General features: G+C 59.8%; 16 protein-coding genes. 12 read left to right on the top strand and 4 right to left on the bottom strand.

Annotated elements, in window-relative coordinates:
* The first annotated feature begins 6 nt into the window (after window positions 1–6).
* Window positions 7–342: a HigA family addiction module antitoxin gene (locus ACSVHP_RS16400; protein WP_234675656.1), complete on the top strand. Its 336-nt coding sequence runs from the start codon at window positions 7–9 to the stop codon at window positions 340–342.
* Window positions 343–404: 62 nt separating this feature from the next.
* Here ACSVHP_RS16400 and ACSVHP_RS16395 read toward each other — a convergent pair whose 3' ends face one another.
* Complete coding sequence (locus ACSVHP_RS16395) at window positions 405–1,586, bottom strand: aminotransferase-like domain-containing protein (RefSeq protein WP_447552448.1); 1,182 nt, start codon at window positions 1,584–1,586, stop codon at window positions 405–407.
* Between the two features lie 361 nt (window positions 1,587–1,947).
* On the opposite strand from ACSVHP_RS16395, the gene ACSVHP_RS16390 reads away from it, so the two are divergent.
* The 5 genes from ACSVHP_RS16390 to cydB all read left to right on the top strand — a co-directional run bounded on the left by ACSVHP_RS16390 (window position 1,948) and on the right by cydB (window position 5,674).
* Window positions 1,948–2,133, top strand: coding sequence for a con-10 family general stress protein (locus ACSVHP_RS16390; RefSeq protein ID WP_148244545.1), 186 nt, complete (start codon window positions 1,948–1,950; stop codon window positions 2,131–2,133).
* A gap of 89 nt (window positions 2,134–2,222) precedes the next feature.
* Complete coding sequence (locus tag ACSVHP_RS16385) at window positions 2,223–2,717, top strand: YciE/YciF ferroxidase family protein (RefSeq protein ID WP_234675660.1); 495 nt, start codon at window positions 2,223–2,225, stop codon at window positions 2,715–2,717.
* A 16-nt stretch (window positions 2,718–2,733) separates the two neighbouring features.
* Window positions 2,734–3,240, top strand: a complete 507-nt coding sequence (locus ACSVHP_RS16380) for a ferritin-like domain-containing protein (RefSeq protein WP_447552447.1) — start codon at window positions 2,734–2,736, stop codon at window positions 3,238–3,240.
* 20 nt (window positions 3,241–3,260) lie between these two features.
* Complete coding sequence (locus ACSVHP_RS16375) at window positions 3,261–4,664, top strand: cytochrome ubiquinol oxidase subunit I (RefSeq protein WP_234675662.1); 1,404 nt, start codon at window positions 3,261–3,263, stop codon at window positions 4,662–4,664.
* A complete protein-coding gene (gene cydB / locus ACSVHP_RS16370; RefSeq protein WP_234675663.1) occupies window positions 4,664–5,674 on the top strand; it encodes a cytochrome d ubiquinol oxidase subunit II in 1,011 nt (336 codons plus the stop codon). Before ACSVHP_RS16375 ends, cydB begins: the two co-directional genes overlap by 1 nt.
* Before the next feature lie 14 nt (window positions 5,675–5,688).
* Here cydB and ACSVHP_RS16365 read toward each other — a convergent pair whose 3' ends face one another.
* The 3 genes from ACSVHP_RS16365 to ACSVHP_RS16355 are packed head-to-tail and all read right to left on the bottom strand — an operon-like array spanning window position 5,689 to window position 7,194.
* A complete protein-coding gene (locus ACSVHP_RS16365; protein WP_447552446.1) occupies window positions 5,689–6,213 on the bottom strand; it encodes a 2-oxo-tetronate isomerase in 525 nt (174 codons plus the stop codon).
* A gap of 11 nt (window positions 6,214–6,224) precedes the next feature.
* On the bottom strand, window positions 6,225–6,671 hold the full coding sequence (locus tag ACSVHP_RS16360) for a DUF421 domain-containing protein (RefSeq protein ID WP_234675693.1): 447 nt from the start codon (window positions 6,669–6,671) through the stop codon (window positions 6,225–6,227).
* 10 nt (window positions 6,672–6,681) lie between these two features.
* Window positions 6,682–7,194: a hypothetical protein gene (locus tag ACSVHP_RS16355; protein ID WP_447552445.1), complete on the bottom strand. Its 513-nt coding sequence runs from the start codon at window positions 7,192–7,194 to the stop codon at window positions 6,682–6,684.
* Between the two features lie 141 nt (window positions 7,195–7,335).
* Here ACSVHP_RS16355 and ACSVHP_RS16350 point away from each other — a divergent pair, with 141 nt between their 5' ends.
* The 6 genes from ACSVHP_RS16350 to ACSVHP_RS16325 all read left to right on the top strand — a co-directional run bounded on the left by ACSVHP_RS16350 (window position 7,336) and on the right by ACSVHP_RS16325 (window position 19,051).
* A complete protein-coding gene (locus ACSVHP_RS16350) occupies window positions 7,336–7,725 on the top strand; it encodes a YdeI family stress tolerance OB fold protein (protein WP_234675666.1) in 390 nt (129 codons plus the stop codon).
* A 224-nt stretch (window positions 7,726–7,949) separates the two neighbouring features.
* Window positions 7,950–9,629, top strand: a complete 1,680-nt coding sequence (locus ACSVHP_RS16345; protein ID WP_417316484.1) for a ShlB/FhaC/HecB family hemolysin secretion/activation protein — start codon at window positions 7,950–7,952, stop codon at window positions 9,627–9,629.
* Window positions 9,629–10,177 (top strand): toxin-activating lysine-acyltransferase, encoded by a 549-nt coding sequence (locus ACSVHP_RS16340; protein ID WP_447552444.1) that lies wholly within the window; start codon window positions 9,629–9,631, stop codon window positions 10,175–10,177. Before ACSVHP_RS16345 ends, ACSVHP_RS16340 begins: the two co-directional genes overlap by 1 nt.
* On the top strand, window positions 10,170–18,101 hold the full coding sequence (locus ACSVHP_RS16335) for a two-partner secretion domain-containing protein (protein ID WP_447552443.1): 7,932 nt from the start codon (window positions 10,170–10,172) through the stop codon (window positions 18,099–18,101). Before ACSVHP_RS16340 ends, ACSVHP_RS16335 begins: the two co-directional genes overlap by 8 nt.
* Before the next feature lie 11 nt (window positions 18,102–18,112).
* Window positions 18,113–18,472 (top strand): hypothetical protein, encoded by a 360-nt coding sequence (locus tag ACSVHP_RS16330; protein ID WP_417316481.1) that lies wholly within the window; start codon window positions 18,113–18,115, stop codon window positions 18,470–18,472.
* 18 nt (window positions 18,473–18,490) lie between these two features.
* Complete coding sequence (locus tag ACSVHP_RS16325; protein ID WP_234675671.1) at window positions 18,491–19,051, top strand: Ail/Lom family outer membrane beta-barrel protein; 561 nt, start codon at window positions 18,491–18,493, stop codon at window positions 19,049–19,051.
* Window positions 19,052–19,191 lie beyond the last annotated feature (140 nt).

The following is a 19,191-nucleotide window of genomic DNA, read 5'->3' as shown; positions in this document are numbered from 1 at the left end:
CATCTCATGACACTTCGACAAGCGCTGCGCAAACCCACCACGCCAGGTGACGTATTGCAGTATGAATACCTCGAGCCACTTAATCTGAAAATCAGCGATCTGGCTGACATGCTAAACGTGCATCGCAACACTATCAGCGCGCTGGTTAACAACAACCGCAAGCTGACTGCCGACATGGCTATCAGGCTCGCCAAGGCATTCGACACCAGCGTTGAGTTCTGGCTGAACCTGCAACAAAACCTCGATATCTGGGAAGCAAAAACCGATACCCGAACGCAGGAAGAATTAACCCGGGTTAAAACCGTGGCAGAAGTCATGGCTGCCCGAAAAGTACAGGCGTGAGGCAGCATTAAAAAATGCCGGGTGGCGGCTGCGCCTTACCCGGCCTACATTCTCCCCAACCCCTACAGCGACACTTTCAAACGTCGAACCGCTTCGACCAGCTGTTCATCCGTTGGCGTAACAAACGACATGCGCAGCGTGGTGCGGTCCGGCGCGCTGCAATAGAAGAACTCGCCCGGCACGAACACCACGCCGTTGCTTAAGGTCTTTTCCAGCCAGCGGGTGGTGTCGATGCCGTTATTCATTTTCGCCCACAGGAACATGCCGCCTTTCGGCTTATGGAAGGTCATAACGTCACCGAGCTGCGCCTCCAGCTCTCCGGAGAAGGTCTGATATTTCTGGCGATAGGCTTCGCGGATCGCCGCAATCTGCCCTTTCAGACGGCCTGTGTTGAGGTATTCAAGCGTCATCAGCTGCGACAGGGTGCTGGTGTGCAAATCGGTGGTCTGCTTGAGGTTCACCACCGCGCGCTTCAGCCACTCGGGGACAATCACCCAGCCCACGCGCGTGCCCGGCGCCAGTATTTTGGAGAAGGTAGAGGTATAAACCACATTCTCTTCGTTGCCGATATCTTTAGCGTGCGCAATCAGCGGGCGAAACACCTCGTCGGTATAATTAATTTCGCTGTACGGATCGTCTTCAATAATAACGAAGTCATAGCGTTTAGATAATTCCACCAGCTGTTTACGACGCGCTTCAGAAAGGGTCACGCCGCCGGGATTACCAAATGTCGGCACAATATAAACCGCTTTAATGGTTTTATTTTTTACCAGCGACTCAAGTTCATCGACAATCATGCCGTCGCCGTCGGTGCCAACGGATTCAAATTGCGCCTGCGCCAGGCCAAATACCTGCAACGCCGCTAAATAGGTTGGACGTTCGACGACCACAATATCGCCTGGGTTAATTAACGCGCGGGCGAGCACGTCGAGGGACTGTTGCGAACCGGACGTAATAACCACGTCGTCTGCCGCACAGTGAATGCCGCGCTCGGCGGAAATCGTTTTAATTGCTTCACGCAGCGCCGGAACGCCTTCGGTCAGACCGTACTGGAAGGCTTCGCCAAACTGCTGCGATAATACCGCTTCTGAGGCGATTTTAAGGCCTTCGCGATCGAACAGGTCGGGATTAGGAATGCCTCCGCCGAGGGAGATGACCCCCGCCATTTTACTGTGTTTGAGGAGTTCGCGGATGGCTGAGGATTGCAGGCTCTGCACGCTAGCGGCGAGTTTTTGGGATGACATGCTGTTGGACCCTTCATTTTTTTTATGATCTCCTCCTTAGTATCATATGTCCGCCATTTTGATAACCCCCGCTTCGCTAAAAACGTAAAGTAACGTAAATACCACCGCTTCGCTTACCCCCCTTTCTTCTTCTGCACTACGCAGGGGTAATTATGCTATGCAGCTTACTAATATCGCTTAGATATATTGCCTTTAAACGAAGCCCAATAACCCTCGATATTCCGCGAAATAAGCGGCTGGAAATATATTTGCCGCTTCGTTCATTATTCTGATTATCCGCTAGCCTTAGTTCTGAACGACAACGAATACGCGCTGGACAATGCGTATTCTACCGAAATAAACACAATACGAGGGTTTATATATGGCAGAGCATCGTGGTGGTTCCGGTAATTTCGCTGAAGACCGTGATAAAGCATCAGACGCCGGACGTAAAGGCGGTCAGCACAGCGGTGGGAACTTTAAAAACGATCCGCAACGTGCATCTGAAGCAGGTAAGAAAGGGGGTCAAAACAGCCACGGCGGAGGCCGGAAGTCTGATAACTCCTGATGAACACGCGTAATTTCTCACGAAATTAATGTCGAAAGCTGCGGGTCCCAGGACTCGCAGTATTTTTTCCTGATAAAGGTTATCTGCCCATGAATATGAAAAGTCTTGAAGACGTGTTTATTCACCTCCTGTCCGATACCTACAGCGCAGAGAAGCAGCTCACCCGCGCACTCGCAAAACTCGCCCGATCCGCGTCAAACGAACAGCTTAGCGACGCCTTCCGCGCCCACCTCGAAGAGACTCAGGGCCAGATCGAACGTATCGACCAGATTGTTGAGCAGGAGTCCGGCATCAAGCTCAAGCGCATGAAGTGCGTGGCGATGGAAGGGCTGATTGAAGAGGCCAACGAGGTTATCGAAAGCACTGAGAAAAACGAGGTGCGTGACGCCGCGCTGATCGCCGCCGCGCAGAAGGTCGAGCACTACGAAATTGCAAGCTACGGCACGCTGGCGACCCTCGCCGAGCAGCTGGGCTATAAAAAAGCGGTGAAACTCCTGGCCGAAACGCTGGAAGAAGAGAAAGAAACGGATCTCAAGCTGACCGATCTCGCGGTCGGCAATATTAACCAGCACGCCCAGGCTTAAGAAAAGGAGTGACATCATGAATGCGATTGAACATTACCACGACTGGCTACGCGACGCCCACGCCATGGAAAAGCAGGCCGAGTCGATGCTCGAATCCATGTCCGAACGTATCGATAACTACCCCGAGTTGCGCACCAGAATCGAGCAACACCTCTCTGAGACAAAACGTCAAATCACACTGCTGGAAGAGATCCTGGATCGCAATGATATTTCACGTTCGGTTTTGAAAGATTCGATGAGCAAAATGGCGGCCTTCGGGCAGTCGGTTGGCGGCATGTTCCCCTCCGATGAAATTGTGAAGGGCGCTATCAGCGGCTACGTTTTCGAGCAGTTCGAATCGGCCTGCTATACTTCGCTCATCGCCGCCGCGAAAAAAGCGGGCGATACCGCCTCCATTCCGGCGCTGGAAAGTATTCTCGCCGAAGAGCAGGAGATGGCCGACTGGCTGTTCCAGCATCTTCCACAAACTACCGAGGAGTTCCTGGTTCGCTCGGATGCACCGGGTGTGGAAGCTAAAAAATAGCGCTCGCATGAGGATAGGCCATGCCGGAACTCGACGCGTTTCACCTGGCAAGAATACAGTTCGCGTTTACCGTTTCCTTCCATATTCTGTTTCCGGCAATCACCATCGGGCTTGCGAGCTATCTGGTGGTGCTGGAAGGGATGTGGCTTCGGACTAAGAACGACGTCTGGCGCTCGCTGTACCACTTCTGGCTGAAAATCTTCGCCGTGAACTTCGGCATGGGCGTGGTCTCCGGGCTGGTGATGGCCTACCAGTTCGGGACCAACTGGAGCGGGTTTTCCCAGTTTGCCGGGAGCATTACCGGCCCGCTCCTTACCTATGAAGTCCTCACCGCCTTCTTCCTTGAAGCCGGTTTTCTTGGCGTAATGCTGTTTGGCTGGAACAAGGTGGGCCCCGGCCTGCACTTTTTTGCCACCTGCATGGTGGCGCTCGGCACCCTGATGTCCACCTTCTGGATCCTCGCCTCCAACAGCTGGATGCACACCCCGCAGGGGTTCAGCATTGAGAACGGCCAGGTGATTCCCCAGGACTGGCTGGCGGTGATTTTTAACCCCTCCTTCCCCTACCGTCTTATCCATATGTCGATCGCCGCGTTTCTCAGCAGCGCGCTGTTCGTTGGCGCGTCCGGCGCGTGGCATCTGCTGCGCGGTAACGATACCCCGGCGGTGCGCAAAATGTTCTCGATGGCGATGTGGATGGCGCTGCTGGTGGCGCCGATACAGGCGGTCGTCGGCGATATGCACGGGCTTAACACCCTTGAGCATCAGCCCGCGAAAATCGCCGCCATCGAAGGCCACTGGGAAAATCCTCCCGGCGAAGCCACCCCGCTGCTGCTGTTCGGCGTGCCGGATATGGAGGCAGAGCGCACCCGCTACGGGCTTGAGATCCCCGCGCTGGGCAGCCTGATCCTGACGCACAGCCTGGATAAACAGGTTCCCGCGCTGAAGGACTTCCCGAAAGAGGATCGCCCGAACTCCCTTATCGTCTTCTGGTCGTTTCGCGTGATGGTCGGCATGGGGCTGCTGATGATCGCCCTCGGCGCGCTGAGCGTGTGGCTGCGCTATCGCCGCCGCCTGTATCACTCCCGGGCGTTCCACTGGTTTGCCCTCTGCATGGGACCGGCCGGACTGCTGGCGCTGCTGGCGGGCTGGGTAACCACCGAAGTGGGCCGTCAACCGTGGGTGGTGTATGGCTACCTGCGCACCGTGGACGCGGTCTCCCTGCACAGCACGCTACAGATGAGCATCAGCCTGCTGGCCTTTATCGTGGTCTACTGCTCGGTGTTTGGCGTGGGGTATGTCTATCTTGTGAGGCTTATCAAAAAAGGGCCACAGCCGACGGGCACCCTCACCTCTAATACCTCAGGCACCCCCGCCCGTCCGCTGTCGGCGGCGGAGTCCGTTCCGGAACAGGAGAGACACTGATGGGCGTCGATATCGCGGTTATCTGGTTTGCTATCATCGTATTCGCCACCCTGATGTACATCATCATGGACGGCTTCGATCTGGGCATCGGGATGCTGTTTAACTTCGTTCACGATCCCCACGAGCGGGACGTGATGGTGAACAGCGTCGCCCCGGTGTGGGACGGCAACGAAACCTGGCTGGTGCTCGGCGGCGCGGGGCTGTTTGGTGCCTTCCCGCTGGCCTATGCGGTGATTATCGATGCGCTCACCATTCCGCTCACCGCCATGCTGATCGGGCTGATCTTCCGCGGCGTGGCCTTTGAGTTTCGCTTCAAGGCGACCCCGTCCCACCGCGCGTTCTGGGACTACTCGTTCGCGGGCGGCTCTCTGCTGGCGACCTTCAGCCAGGGGATTGTGGTGGGGGCGATGATCAACGGCTTTCAGGTTGAGGGACGACGCTTTGCAGGCTCGGCGCTGGACTGGCTGACGCCCTTTAACCTGTTCTGCGGGCTGGGGCTGGTGGTGGCCTACACCCTGCTCGCCACCACCTGGCTTATCATGAAAAGCGAAGGGGCGCTGCAAAACCGGATGCGCGCCCTGACGCGCAGCGTGCTGCTGGCGCTGATGGCGGTGATTGCGGTGGTAAGCATCTGGACGCCGCTCGGCTGGCAGTACGTCGCCGAGCGCTGGTTCACCCTGCCGAACTTCTTCTGGTTCGTGCCGGTTCCCCTTCTGGTGCTGGTCTTTAGCCTGTGGATCTGGCGGCTGACGCACAACAGCGAGAGCCACGCGCGCCCGTTTTTACTGACGCTGGGGCTGATTTTCCTCGGCTTTAGCGGGCTCGGGATCAGCCTGTGGCCGCACATTATTCCCCCCAACATCACGCTGTGGCAGGCCGCCGCGCCCCCTGCAAGCCAGCTGTTTATGCTGGTCGGCACCCTGCTGATCATTCCGGTGATCCTGGTCTACACCGCCTGGAGTTACTACGTGTTCCGGGGCAAGGTGTCCGATACCGAAGGCTACCACTGAGGATCCCAGCCCGGCTATTTGATGCGCTTCTTCCACACCGACAGTTTTGAAACCAGCTCTGCCAGGGCATAGCGCACCGCTTTTTCAATCACGTCCTGGCATTCGCCGGAAAACAGCTCTCGCTGAGTATCCACCTTGCCGCGAAAGTTCCACGCAAACCAGACGGTGCCCGCGGGCGTGCCGTCATCGCCGCCGTCCGGCCCGGCATAGCCGCTAATAGCAATGCTGATATCCGCCCCGGCGCGATCCAGCGCGCCCGCCGACATCTCTTTCACCGTCTGTTCGCTCACGGCGGTGTATTTCTCAAGGGTTTCGGGCTGCACGCCGAGCAGCTTTTGCTTGGCCTCGTCGCTAAAGGTAATCAGGCCGATATCGTAGAAGGCCGCCGTCCCCTCTTCGGCGCACAGCGCTGACGCCAGGTTTCCCCCGGTGCAGGACTCCGCCGTGGTGAGCCGCAGCCCTAAATCCGTCAGCACGCTGGCGACCTGCTTGGTCAGCTCATTGGTTGTTTTTGCCACGTTGTACGTTGATTGACTCATTACCTCACCTTTTAACTTTCAACGGGAATAATCGAAATGTGGCCGTTGCGCTCAAGGATGGCGTATCTGATTTTGCTGAATTCCGTAATGCCCTGATTTTGACGCGCGGCCACCAGAATATCGTCGCAGGAGACATCTACCTTTTTGAGCTTGTCGATGTCGGGCACCCCGTTTTCCACCAGAATGACCGGCGAGCCGTCGAGCAGATTTTCAGCCCCCGACAGGTATTTCTTCATCAGGCCAAACAGAATATCCACCACCACCAGCGTGACGATGGTGATCATCGCCCCGGTCACGGAGAAATCATTGCCCAGCAGCGCCTGCTGGGTGGCCTCGCTGATGATCAGCAGCAGGATAAGATCGAAGCTGGTCATTTGCAGCAGCGCCCGACGTCCGGCGATTTTGAACACCACCAGCAATATCAGGTAAATGGCCAGCGCGCGGAATACCATCTCCATCGTTTTCTCCTTAAGGATAAATAAACTGCCAGACGCTCAGGGCAGGTTCGTTATTTACCCCGAAGGTGTTGACCCTTTTTCCGGGCTGCACGGGGGTGATGTAGATCCAGACCGGAAATGCCTCTTGCGCTTTCACGTTGTCGTAAACCAGATACAGCGCGTTATCCCGACTAAACATATGGTCAGGCTGCGGGGTAATACTGCCCTGCTGAAACGCGGTATTAAAATCCCCGCCGAGGCGGAATATAATCTGCTCTGAGGTAACGTTTTTCGCTGTTAATTCAATTTTATATTCAGTCTGCAAGCGACCAAAACGTTCATAATTAACCCGCAGCGTTTGCGCGGAATTATCCACGTTTGCCGAGCTAAAATAGCCGTTGGAAAATATCCCCAGTACGGCGGCGATAATAATCGCCAGCAGCAGCACCAGCCCAACCCACTGGCAGGCCGATTCAAAATTAAGCGCCCGTCGGCTCTCGTTTACGCCGGGTAATTTTTCTTCTTTCCCTTCGAATCCGGTCATCGATCACCCCATCCGCTTCGCTTATCTGGCAATAGCGAGATGATTTCAAAGGATAAAATCTTTTCGGACTCATCTCGTTTCCAGATTAAGCAATAGCAACCAGGCTTAATAAGTCAAGCCAGTCACTTACCGGAGGCCAATATGAAATTACGCTATGTGCCCATGATGTGTTGCCTGCTCGCCCCGGCCGCCTGGGCCGATGATAATGGTGGACTACAGAAAGGCGACGCCCCGCCGCCGCCGCACGCGCTGGACGACGGCTATCGCGGGACGGACGACGCGCGGATCATGACCGTAGAACACGCTAAGACCATGCACGACGGCGCGACCATTTCCCTGCGCGGTAATTTGATTGACGGTTCCGGCGATAAATATCGCTTCCGCGATAAAACCGGCGAAATTGACGTCATTATTCCGAAAGCGGTATTTGATGGCCGAAAAGTTGAGCCCGATAACATGATTAGCATTAACGGTAGCCTGGATAAAAAATCGAAACCGCCGGTGGTGCGTATCGATCGTATTCAGAAATAATCTTTTTAATTTAGCTTAAGGGCAGTGGTTAATTATTCTGTATAAACTGCCCGATTCCTCTATTTATTCCGCACCCCTCTCTGCCCTACCAGATTTAAGGATGAAGAAACTCAGAATCGTCTGAGCTTTAGGATTATTTACCCTTTTCATCCCCCGCCTTTATTTAAACAATCTTACATAAATTCACATTGCGCCCATTTTGCTGACACAGCACGGAACACCCGATGATAGCCCGACACCCAAAAGCGATAATAATATCGACAGCCTCTGGCCTGTTTTTAACCCTCTCTGCCCAGGCGGCAGAGCCGGATAATCAATTTATTATTCAGCAGCAGCGACAGCGGGCGCTTGAGCAGCAGCTTACGCCGCCAGTGCCGGACGTGCGTCTTTCCGAGCCATCATCGAGCTTTGGCAAAATCCCGTTTCCGAGCGAAACGCCCTGCTTCCCGATTAACCGCGTGGAGCTGAGCGGACAGGAGGCGTTGCCCCACTGGCTACCGCTTCAGCGCATGGCGGATCAGGCGCAGGGGCGCTGCCTCGGCGGAAAAGGCATTAACCTGCTGATGAGCACCATGCAGAACCGCCTGGTCGACCACGGCTGGATCACCACCCGCGTGCTGGCCCCGTCGCAGGATCTGAAAAGCGGCACCCTGAAGCTGGCGATCGTGCCGGGCTATATTCGCCACGTTAAGCTCACCGAAGAGAGCGACGACTATATTCAGCTTTACAGCGCCTTCCCGGCGCACGAGGGCAATTTGCTCGACCTGCGCGACATCGAACAGGGGCTGGAGAACTTGCAGCGCCTGCCGACGGTGGAGGCCAGCATGGAGATCCTGCCCGGCGAAAAGCCCGGCGAGAGCGACGTGGTGATCACCCGCAAGCAGAGCAAGATGTGGCGCGTCGGCCTGTCGCTGGACGATGCGGGCACCGAAACCACCGGACGCTATCAGGGCGGCGTAACGCTGTCGCTGGATAACCCCTTCTCCCTCAGCGACCTGCTGTACGTTTCCGCCAGCCACGATCTGAACGACAAAAGCGGTAAGGGCAGTAAAAACTACACCGCCCACTACTCGGTGCCGTTCGGCTACTGGATGCTGGGCGTCACCGGCAGCGATTACGACTATCACCAGACCGTCGCCGGGCTGAACGGGGATTACCGCTACAGCGGCAAAAGTAAAAACCTCGACGTGTCCCTGAGCCGCGTGCTGCACCGCAGCGGCACGCAGAAAACCACCTTTACCTACGACGTGCTGGCGCGCGAAACCCGCAACTACATCGACGATACCGAAGTGGGCGTTCAGCGCCGCCAGACGGCGGGCTGGCGCGTAGGGCTGGAGCATCGCCACTACATCGGCCAGGCGACGCTCGACGCCGGGATCAGCTATCAGCGCGGCACCCGCTGGTTTGGCGCACAGCCCGCACCGGAAGAGTACACCGGGGATGCCACCGCGCTTGGCAAAATCACCCTGCTCAACGCCCAGCTCGACCTGCCGTTTGAGGTTGGCACGCAGAATTTCCGCTACAACGTGCAGTACCTGCGCCAGATTAGCAACACCCCGCTTACGCCGCAGGATCAGTTCGCCATCGGCAACCGCTGGACGGTGCGCGGCTTTGACGGGGAACGCACCCTTAACGCCAGCCACGGCTGGTACGTGCGTAACGACGTGGCCTGGAGCACGCCGCTGCCCAACCAGGAGCTGTACCTGGGCGCCGACTACGGCGAAGTGGGCGGCTATAGCTCGGATTACCTGATCGGCAAGCACCTGGCGGGCGGCGTGGTGGGCCTGCGCGGCAGCGCCTTTAACACCGGCTACGACCTGTTTGCCGGTACGCCGTTCTCAAAGCCGGACGGCTTTACCACCAGCAACCTGACCCTCGGGTTTAACCTCAACTGGAGCTGGTGATGCGCGTCGGAAATCTGGATATCAAAGCCCCGCTGATCCTCGGCGGCGAAGAGAACGAGGCCGAAGTGCTGGGGGCCACCGTCTGGCTGTGGATGCACTCGCCGATGCACCGGGACGCCCCGCTGCACGCCCTGCCGACGCTGCTGCTGCCGATTATCAAACGCCGCCAGTACGTGCTGGTGGTGGAAAACGAACGTCCGGTCTTTTTCCTGAGCTGGGCCTGGCTTAACGAGGAGGCGGAAGCGCGCTTCCTCACCCGCCCGTCCATCGAGATGCAGGAACGGGACTGGGACAGCGGCGACCGGATGTGGGTCTGCGACTGGATCGCCCCCTTTGGCCACACCCCGGCGATGAACCGGCTTATCCGCAACGATATCTTCCCCGACCACTGCTGGCGCGCCCTGTACCACCGGGGCGCCGAGCGCGGCAAGCGCGTGGTGATGTTCCACGGCAGCCGCGTCAGCCGCGACCACGCACGAGAATGGCAACTGAACCACCCGCTTACGGTCAACCTGCCGCAGGCGCTGAAAGGAACGCACCATGAATAAGAACCTCTACCGGATTGTCTTTAACAAAGCGCGCGGCATGCTGATGGTCGTGGCGGATATCGCCCGCTCCGGTCGCGCCGGATCGGCCCGCTCGTCCGGCATTGGGCATACGCATGGACGTCTTATCGGCAAGGTAAGCGCCCTGAGCTTTAGCCTGTGGCTGGCGATGGGCGCGGTTCAGACGGCGCAGGCGGAGATTGTCGCCAACGCGGGCGCGCCGAAAAACCAGCAGCCGACGGTGATCAAAAGCGCCAACGGCACGCCGCAGGTCAATATCCAGACGCCGTCCAAAGCCGGGGTATCGCGCAACGACTACACCCGCTTCGACGTGGATAAAAAAGGGGCGATCCTCAACAACTCGCACAAAAACGTGCAGACCAACATCGGCGGCATGGTGGCGGGCAACCCGTGGCTCGCCAAAGGGGAAGCCAAAGTTATCCTCAACGAGGTCAGCTCGCGCGATCCCAGCAGGCTCAACGGCATGATTGAGGTGGCGGGTAAAAAAGCGCAGGTGGTGATCGCCAACCCGGCGGGCATTACCTGTAGCGGCTGCGGCTTTATCAACGCCAACCGCGCCACCCTCACCACCGGGCAGGCGCAGATGAAGGACGGCCAGCTGACCGGCTATAACGTCGAGCGCGGCGAGGTGGTGGTTGAAGGGGCCGGGATGGACACCTCCGGTGCGGATTACACCGACATCATCGCCCGCTCGGTGAAGGTTAACGCCGGGCTGTGGGCGAAGGATCTGAAGGTGACAACCGGGCGTAACCGGGTCGACGCCGCCCACGAGAAGATTGAAAAAGGCAGCGACGATAGCGCCACCCGCCCGCAGCTGGCGGTGGATGTCTCCAGCCTCGGCGGGATGTACGCCGGGAAAATCCGCATGGTCGGCACCGAACGCGGCGTGGGCGTACGCAACGCCGGGGCGATGGGCGCCCAGGCGGGGAACGTCACCCTGACCGCCGACGGCCGCATCGAAAACAGCGGCACGGTGCGCGCCAGCGACAGCGTTAACGTGCAGACCGCGGGCGAGTTCGCCAACGGCGGCGTGGTGACCGCCGCGAACAACGTCACCGCCCGCGCCGGGAGCCTCACCAGCAGCAAAGAGAGCGTGCTGGCCGCCGGGGTGAAAAGCGACGGCAAGCTGGCGGACGCCGGGAATTTAGAGCTGAGCACCAGCGGCAGGCTGAGCGCTCACGGGCAGACGCTGGCGGGCGGTACGTTTAGCGCCAGCGGTCAGGGCGTGGACGTGAGCGGCAGCCAGACCCAGGCGAAACGCGTAACCCTCAACGGCGGCGCAGAGAACGTGAATGCCGCCAGCGCCACGGTCAGCGCCAGCGAGCTGACCGTCAGCAGCGGGAAAATGCTTAACAACAACGGCGGGACGCTGAGCGGCGAGAAGGTCGCAATTACCGCCCGCGATCTCAGCAACCAGAAAGGCAAACTCATTCAGAGCGGCAGCGAGGCGCTGGCGCTCAACCTGCCGGGCAGCATCGATAACCAGCAGGGGCAGATTGGCGCGGCGAACGGCGTGCAGGTGCAGACCGGGGCGCTTGATAACCGCAGCGGGCAGATTGTGGCCGTGGCCGGTAAGACCCAGCTCAAAACCACCTCGCTCGATAACCAGCAGGGGCTTATCTCCGCCGCCGCGGGCGACGGGGAGATCGACAGCCAGCAGGCCGTGAACAACGCTCGGGGGCGCATCGAAGCCGCCAAAACCCAGCGCATCAGCGCCGCCGGGGTGAATAACCAGCAAGGGGTTATCGTTGCCAACGGCGCCACCGTCGCATTGAACGGCGGCACGCTGGATAACCAGTCCGGGTCCCTGCTCTCCCAGGGCGCGCTCAACCTTGAAAGCGGCGCGCTGAACAACCAGAACGGCTTCCTTGCCAGCAGCACGGACTTCAACCTCGACAGCGGCGACGTGGATAACACCGGCGGGCAGATTGGCGCGAACCAGACCCTGAACGCGCGCTTTAACACGCTCAGCAACCACGGCGGCGCGCTGAAGTCGGTCGGGGCAATGACGCTCAACGGCGGCGCGCTGGACAACAGCGGCGGCACCACCTTCTCCGGGGCGAGCCTCGCCTTTACCGGGGACACGCTTAACAACAGCGGCGGGCAGCTTGCCGCCGCCGAGGGGCTGTCCCTTAACGCCGCCACGCAGCTCACCAATAGCGCCGGGGTGCTTCAGGGCAACGGGGTTAACGCCACCAGCGCCGCCGTGGATAACACCTCTGGCACCATCAACAGCCTGGGGACGCTAAACCTGTCGACGGGCAGCCTGAACAACCAGGCGGGAACGCTTGCCGCCACGGGCGCGGCGGATATTGCCGCCAGCAGCATGGATAACCGCAGCGGCGGACGGGTCATCGGCGAGGGCAGCGCCACGCTGCATACCGACGGCCTGCAAAACGGCGGCGGGCAGATCCAGACGATGGGCGATCTGCTGATCGACGCCGCGCAGGGGCTGGTGGACAACGCCTCGGGCCTGATCCGCAGCGGCCAGAGCGTGACGGTTAACGCGCTGAATTTCGTCAACCAGAACACCCTCGGAGATAATCAGGGGCTGGAGGGGCAGAACGTGGCGCTGAACGCGGGCAGCCTCGATAACCAGAGCGGCAGCATTCTGGCGAACAACGCCCTGAACCTGCATAACAACGGGGTGCTGAACAATACCGGCGGCGCGCTCGCCTCGGCGGGCACGCTGGACGTGAGCGGCAGCGGGCTGAGCCTCATTAACGGCGGCGGGACGCTCAAGGCGGGTAAAAACCTCAGCGTGCAGGCCGATACGCTCGACGCCAGCGGGCAGCTGCTGTCGCTGGGCGACATGACGCTGGTAAGCGCTAACGGCGTGAACAATAGCGGCAGCACCATCGCCAACGGCAACCTCAATTTCACCACCGCCGGGGATCTGACCAACAGCGGCAGGCTGATGGCCGGCAGCGCGCTGAACGTGCAGAGCGCCAATATTACCAACGCCGCCAGTGGGGAGATCAACGCCGGGCGCAACACCCTGAACGCCACGGGCGCGGTGCTGAACTACGGCCTGATCGACGGCGTGGCGACCCGCATCAACGCCAACACGCTGAACAACGTCGGCACCGGGCGGATTTACGGCGACGCGGTGAGCGTTAACGCCATCACCTTCAACAACCTGGCGGAAAACGGCACCGCGGCGACCCTGGCCGGGCGCGAGCAGGTGAACCTGGGCGTGCAGACGCTGAACAACAGCGACCACGGGCTGGTTTACAGCGCAGGCACGATGCAGATCGGCGGCGCGCTGGACGACAGCGGTGCGGTGAACGGGCGCGCGGCGGCAATCAATAACCACAGTTCGACCATCGAGTCTGCCGGGGATATGGCTATTAACGCCGGGCAGATCAACAACATCAACGACCACTTCTCCACCGAGGTGGCGCTGGTGTCCCAGGAGCAGCTGACCGAGTACCAGCACTCCGGCTCGACCAACCGCTGGAAGGCGGGCGATGAAGGCGTGTGGGTGGACGGTAACTCCGCCGACGGCCTGCGCAACCTCAACACCCCGGAGCGCAGCGGGCACGGTAACGACGACTTCAACCAGTACGACTACAACCGCACCGTGGAAGAGACCCGCATCAAAGAAACCGATCCGGCGAAGATCCTCTCCGGCGGCAGCATGACGCTCGCGGGCGACAGGCTGTTTAACGACAAGAGCCAGGTGGTCGCGGGCGGTACGCTGCTGATTGACCAGATGGGCAGCGTGCAGAACGACGACGTGACCGGGGAGCGCTACACCACCGATAACGGCACCGTGACCCACTACTACCGTATTCGCCACAAAGGGAGCGATGAGCAGGGGCGCAAAACGACCGCCTACACTCCGCCGACGGCTATTCAGAGCATCGCCCTGAAGCCGGGACAGCTGGTGAGCGGCGGCAGCGTGGAGGGAAGCAACCTCAGCATTACGCCGCTGGTGCTCCAGGGCACGGGCGTAGAAATTGGTCAGGCGGCGGGCGTTAACGCCGCGCCGCAGCAGACCGTGCAGCCGGGCGAACCGGTGACGCCGCCGGCCGGGCAGCAGTTTGAGGTGACGCCCGCCGACGGCGCGATCCGCATTATCGGCCCGAACACCACCCTGCCGGACAACAGCCTGTTTAAGGTCAACCCGAACTCTGACGTGCCGTATCTGGTGGAGACCGATCCGCGCTTTACCAACGAGCGCCAGTGGCTCGGCAGCGACTATATGCAAAACGCCTTCACCGACGACGGCGACAACACCCTCAAGCGCCTCGGCGACGGCTATTACGAGCAGCGCCTGGTGCGCGAACAGGTAATTGGCATTACCGGACAGCGCTATCTGGACGGCTTCTCGAACGATGAAGATCAGTTTAAATCGCTGATGGACAAAGGCATCACCTTCGGCAAGGCCTACAACCTCAAGCTCGGCGTGGCGCTCACGCCGGAGCAGATGGCGCTGCTGACCGGGGATATCGTCTGGCTGGTGAATACTCAGGTGAAGATGCAGGACGGCTCGACCCAGACGGTGCTGGTGCCGCAGGTCTACGCGAAGGTGAAACAGGGGGATATCGACGGCTCCGGGGCGCTGATCGCCGGGAACAACGTGTCGATGAAGCTTAACGGCGACCTGTTCAACAGCGGCACCATCGCCGGGCGCAAGGTGCTCCAGCTGGACGCGGACAACATCACCAACCAGTCCGGCACTATTCAGGCGGCAGACGTGAACCTGAACGCCCGCACCGACATCAACAACATCGGCGCGGCGATTGTCGGCGATAGCAGCGTGCTGGCCAACGCCGGGCGTGACATTAACGTCACCACGACCACCACCAGCGCACAGAGCGTGAACGGTGAGAACAGCTTCACCCGCACCACCATCGACAGCGTGTCCGGCATTTACGTGCAGGGCGACGACGGCAAGCTGGCCTTGCAGTCCGGGCGCGACATTACCCTGACCGGAGCCCAGGTGATCGCCAGCGGTGAAAACGGCAAGGCGCAGCTGGTGGCCGGGCGCGATCTGAACCTGAATACCGTTACCACCGCCAGCGGCGATAGCCTCGTCTGGGACGCCGACAACACCCTCAAGCAAAGCCATGTCGACCACAACGCCAGCACCGTGCGCGGCGCGGGCGGCGTGGCGCTGGCCGCCGATAACGACATTAACGTGCGCGGCTCGCAGGTGACTTCCGACGGCGCGCTGACCGCCGCCGCGAAGCGTAACGTCAACATCGAAGGGGTGCTCAACGACAGCCAGCTCGACGAGCGCCATAAGGTGGTGGGCGGCAACGGATTTATGTCCAAAACCACCACCAAAACCCGCGACACCGTTGACCTTCAGACGGTTCAGGGCAGCGAGCTGAGCGCCGATTCGGTGAACGTTCGCGCCGGAAACGATCTCACCGTGGCGGGCAGCAGCGTGGTGGGCAGCGGCGACGTGGCGCTGCGCGCGGGCAACGATTTAACCCTCACCAGCATGGGGGGGCGCAATAACGAAACCCATCTGAAAGAGGAGAAAAAATCGGGGCTGATGTCCTCCGGCGGCATCGGCTTTACCGTGGGGTCTCGTAAAGAGACCACCGACCGGGCCAGCCAGGCGCTGGCGGGGCAAGGGTCGATGGTCGGGAGCCTCCAGGGCGACACGGTTCTGATAGCGGGTAACGACTACCGCCAGACCGGCAGCAGCGTATCGTCGCCAAACGGCAACGTGGCGATCCAGGGGAAAAACGTCACCATCGAGGCGGCGCAAAATACCTACGCTTCCCAGTACAAACGCACCGTTGAGCAGAAGGGCTTTACCCTCGCGGTGAACGTGCCGGTAGTGCAGGCGCTGCAAAGCGTGATTGCCTCCACCGAGAAGGTCGGGCAGAGCAACGACGACCGCATTAACATGCTGGCTGCCGCTAACGCCGCGTGGGACAGCGCGCGCGCCGCCAACACCCTGATGAATACCGCCCAGGGGGCGATGGCAAACGGCGTGCAGGGGGCGGCGCAAAACGTGAGCGTGTCCCTGACCTACGGCGAAAGCAAGCAGACGCACACCCAGAATAACGAGAGCACCACGGCGCTGGCGAGCAAGGTGAACGCCGGGAAGCAGGCGGTGGTGGTTGCCACGGGCGGCGGCGAGCAGTCCGATATCAATATCATCGGCTCGGACGTCAGCGGCAAACAGGGCACCACGCTATTCGCGGACAACGACATCAACATTCTCGCGGCGCAGCAGGAGAGCCACGATCGCAGCACCGATAACTCCAGCGGCTGGAACGCCGGGGTTGCGGTGAGCTACGGTCAGGGCGGCGCCTCGTTCGGCGTAACCGCCGGGGCCAATAAAGGCAAAGGCTACGGCAACGGGGATGAAGTCTCCTGGCGCAACAGCCACGTCGGGGATATGGACGGGCAGACCCGGATCATCAGCGGCGGCGACACCACCCTGCGCGGCGGGCAGCTGCTCGGCAAAGGGATTGATATCACCGCCGACAACCTGAACATCGAGTCGCTTCAGGACACCATGACCTGGCAGGGCGAGCAGAAAAGCATGGGCGGCCAGGTCACCGTCGGCTACGGTTTTGCCGCGTCCGGCAACTATGGCCAGTCGAAGGTGGACGCTAACTATGCCTCGGTGCAGGAGCAGTCCGGCGTCTTTGCGGGCAGCGACGGCTACAACATCAACGTGAAGGGCAACACCGATCTGGTCGGCGGGCTTATCACCTCCAGCGAAAGCGCGGAGCTGGCGGGCAAAAACCAGTTCAGCACCGGCACGCTGGGCTGGCGCGACGTGAACAACACGTCAGAGTTTGAAGGTAACGGCTTCGGCATCGGCGGCTCGGTAAGCCATAACGCCGACGCCGGAACGAACAAGAACGTGACCTTCGGTATCGGCCACGACAGCGGTGACGACAGCGGCACCACCCGCAGCGGCATTAATACCGATAACATCACGATTAACAATCCGGACGCGCAGCAGCAGGCCATCGAGGGGGTGAAGACCGATATCACTACCGAAACCGCCGCCGCCAACTCCGGGGCGATTGCTAACAACTTCGACAAGGACGAGGTGTTTAAAGAGCTGAACCTACAGGTCAGCGTGACCCGCGATTTCAAAGAGAACGCCAATCGCCAGATCGGCGCGTATCTCGACGGTAAGCAGGCGGCGGCGCGTCAGGAATTGCAGGACGCCATCAAAGCCGGGGATAAAGCGAAGCAAGATGCCGCGCTGCAAGATATCTACAAAATGCAGTACCAGCGTCGATTCCTGCAAACGCTGGTCGGTGTGGTAGCCGGATCGCCGGATGCAGCCATCACCCAGGGTACGCTGTCGCTGGCGGCGACAAAGATGCGCGAAGAAACGCTGAAAAACTCCCTGATCTCCCCGGGGGTTGTCGACATAAACGGCAATGAAATCAGCAACGTTTCCGGGCCGAGCGACGGGCTTTACGACGGCGTTAAGCTTGGGGGCGTCAGGGTTGGTCTGGACTTCATCTGCGGTGACGGCAATATCCGCTGCCGCCACGATGCAGATAACGGCAACGCCCTGATCCTCGACAGCAAAGGCCGGGTTCAGTATATCGGTGATGACGACCATAAGACCTTCGACGCGCTGCTTAAAGACCGGACGTTATCTGACGGGCTGTACGGCCCAACGGGCGGTTTCCAGGGCGGAGTGGGTATGATGGGGCCGTTGACCTACACGCCTGGCTCCTTCCTTGACGATCTGGTGGAAAGCTATGCCGGTACCCATGATTTGGTGGGCGGCCAACTGCCCGGTTTTTATGATAAAGAGGGGAATACCGCCCGCGATCGCGGCCCGCTCGCCAACGCAGCGGCCAGTACCTGGACCATCGCAGCCATTCCGATTGCCACACCGTTCGCCATGAGCGAGCTGGTGTCGCCTGAACTGCTGCAATTTATTTTCTCAACCTCTCAGTAAGTGAGCGAAACATGAAAAAAAGCCTGCTTGTTCTGTTGCCCCTCCTGCTCACCGGCTGCGTGGTGGGCAATATGGACTCGACCGATTATCAGTACGTGAAGTACGCCCAGACCTTCCAGAAGCTGGACAGCACCGGGCGCACCAACGAGGCGCAGCGGAAAGAAGACCTTTACAGCTGCGGGGTGCCCAGAAAAGCCAATCTGGATGATGGTAGCTGGAACGGCGGCAGCTCCACCAGGGATCAGACGCTTCAGGAGGTCGTGGCCCGAAACGATAAGATATCGAGCTGCATGAAAGCCAAAGGCTATAAGGTCTACGGCTACGATCAATGCGGCCCGCTTAAAGCACCTACCGGACTGTGTCCAAATTAATAAAAGGAAGAAGGGAAGATGAAAAAAATATCTCTGGCGGTTTTGATGGCAGCGAGCCTGGCAAGCGGTGCGGCGCTGGCGGATAGCTCGACGGTTTCCGTTGGCTATGCGCAGAGCAAGGTGGAGGACTTCAAAAACATTCGCGGCGTGAACGTGCAGTATCGCTACGAGTGGGATTCCCCGTGGAGCGCGATGGGCTCATTTACCTACATGAGCGGCGATGACGATGAGCATTATTACGTAGCGTCCGACTCGGTGAAAAACCACATCGACGCGAAATATTACTCCCTGCTGGTTGGCCCGGCGTACCGCATTAACGAGTACGTTTCCCTGTACGCGCTGGGCGGCGTGGCGCACACCAAAGCCGACGGCGACACCAGATGGGTGAACGCGGGCGACGGGTATACCCAGAAAGACAGCATCTCCGAGAAATCGACCTCTTTCGCGTACGGCGCGGGGGTGCAGTTTAACCCAACGCCAGAGCTGGCGGTTAACGTGGGCTACGAAGGGACCAACGCGGATCTGGACGGTAACCGTTCCATCAACGGCTGGAACCTGGGCGTGGGCTATCGGTTCTAGCCCTTTTTGCCGGGTGGCGGCTACGCCTTACCCGGCCTACGGTCATCTTTTGTAGGCCCGGTAAGGCGTAGCCGCCACCGGGCAATACAGACCGCACCGTTTGTAGGCCCGGTAAGCGCAGCGTCACCGGACAATACAGA

Source organism: Enterobacter sp. 186315 (genome assembly GCF_053290175.1).
The sequence above is the reverse complement of the archived record's forward strand: the minus strand, read 5'-3'. Positions and strand labels throughout refer to the sequence as shown.